Genomic DNA, 1,087 nt, shown 5'->3' with positions numbered 1-1,087 from the left:
GGCAGTCTCAAGAGTCAAGTGCAACGTTTAGCTAATCCGGCCTTCTCTAACTCTTTAGCCATTGCTTCCTCGGGGGAGTCCCAGCCGAGCGTCTGGCGAGGCCGCCCGTTGAGCAATTTGGCGATGTCATTGAGTTGGGTCTGCGAGAACGTCGAAAGGTCTGTGCCCTTTGGCAGAAACTGACGCAGCAAGCCGTTGGTGTTCTCATTGCTGCCGCGCTGCCAAGGCGCATGCGGATCAGCAAACCAGATATCGATATTGAGCCGCCTGGAGAGCTCGACATGGCAGGCCATTTCCGTTCCCCGATCGTAGGTCAGGCTCTCGCGAAGAAAGGCCGGCAACTTCTTCATTTGCCGCGAGAAGCCTTCCAGCGCATCCTTGGCCGTACAGCCATCCATGCGGCACAGAATCACGAAGCGTGTCTTGCGTTCGACCAGCGTGCCCACGGCGGAACGATTAAACGCACCCTTGATGAAGTCGCCCTCCCAGTGCCCTGGCAACAACCGTTGCTCGATCTGCTCGGGGCGATATTGGATGCGCAAATCCTCGGGAACATAGCTGCCGCCAGCAAGCGTCGTGCGCCGATTCCCGCGCGCCGGTTTTTCCTGGCGCAAGGCTGCGATCATGGCCGGTTTCAGCGAGCCACGTGCATAGGTGTAAATGGCAGCGTAGACCGTCTCGTGGCTGACGTGCTGACTTGGGTCGTCTGGATACATGGCCCGCAGTTTGGCAGCGATTTGCTGCGGCGACCAGCGCCAGTAGACCAGGTGATCATGCACATGCCGATAAAGTGCGCTGCCTTCGATCAACTTGCGCGGCCGTACGCAGCGCCGACGACGCAGCCGATAGGCCGAGGCCGCCTGCGTCGCACAGTAGCGCGGCGCGTCCACGCTGCAATTACGCGCCAGTTCGCGCGACACCGTCGAAGCGCTGCGCCCCAGCAGCCCCGCAATAGTTCTTATGCTGCCGCCCTTTTGATGTTCGATCATGATCGCCGCGCGTTCTTCCGCACTCAAATGCTTGTAGTTCTTCTTCATCGCAACACCCTACCTCATTCAAGGTGTTGCACTTGGAACTAGAGACTAAG

General features: G+C 59.1%; 1 protein-coding gene. It reads right to left on the bottom strand.

Annotated elements, in window-relative coordinates:
* Positions 1 to 14: 14 nt before the first annotated feature.
* Positions 15 to 1,037: an IS30 family transposase gene (locus HDG33_RS36875; RefSeq protein WP_184041242.1), complete on the bottom strand. Its 1,023-nt coding sequence runs from the start codon at positions 1,035 to 1,037 to the stop codon at positions 15 to 17.
* Positions 1,038 to 1,087: the final 50 nt, after the last annotated feature.

It is taken from the genome of Paraburkholderia sp. Cpub6 (genome assembly GCF_014201065.1).
Taxonomy (GTDB): Bacteria; Pseudomonadota; Gammaproteobacteria; order Burkholderiales; family Burkholderiaceae; genus Paraburkholderia; species Paraburkholderia tuberum.
This window is presented reverse-complemented; position numbering and strand designations above follow the sequence as displayed.

Coding starts and splice junctions, on each gene's coding strand:
- HDG33_RS36875 (WP_184041242.1), bottom strand. CDS start 1,037: ATGAAGAAGAACTACAAGCATTTGAGTGCGGAAGAACGCGCGGCGATC.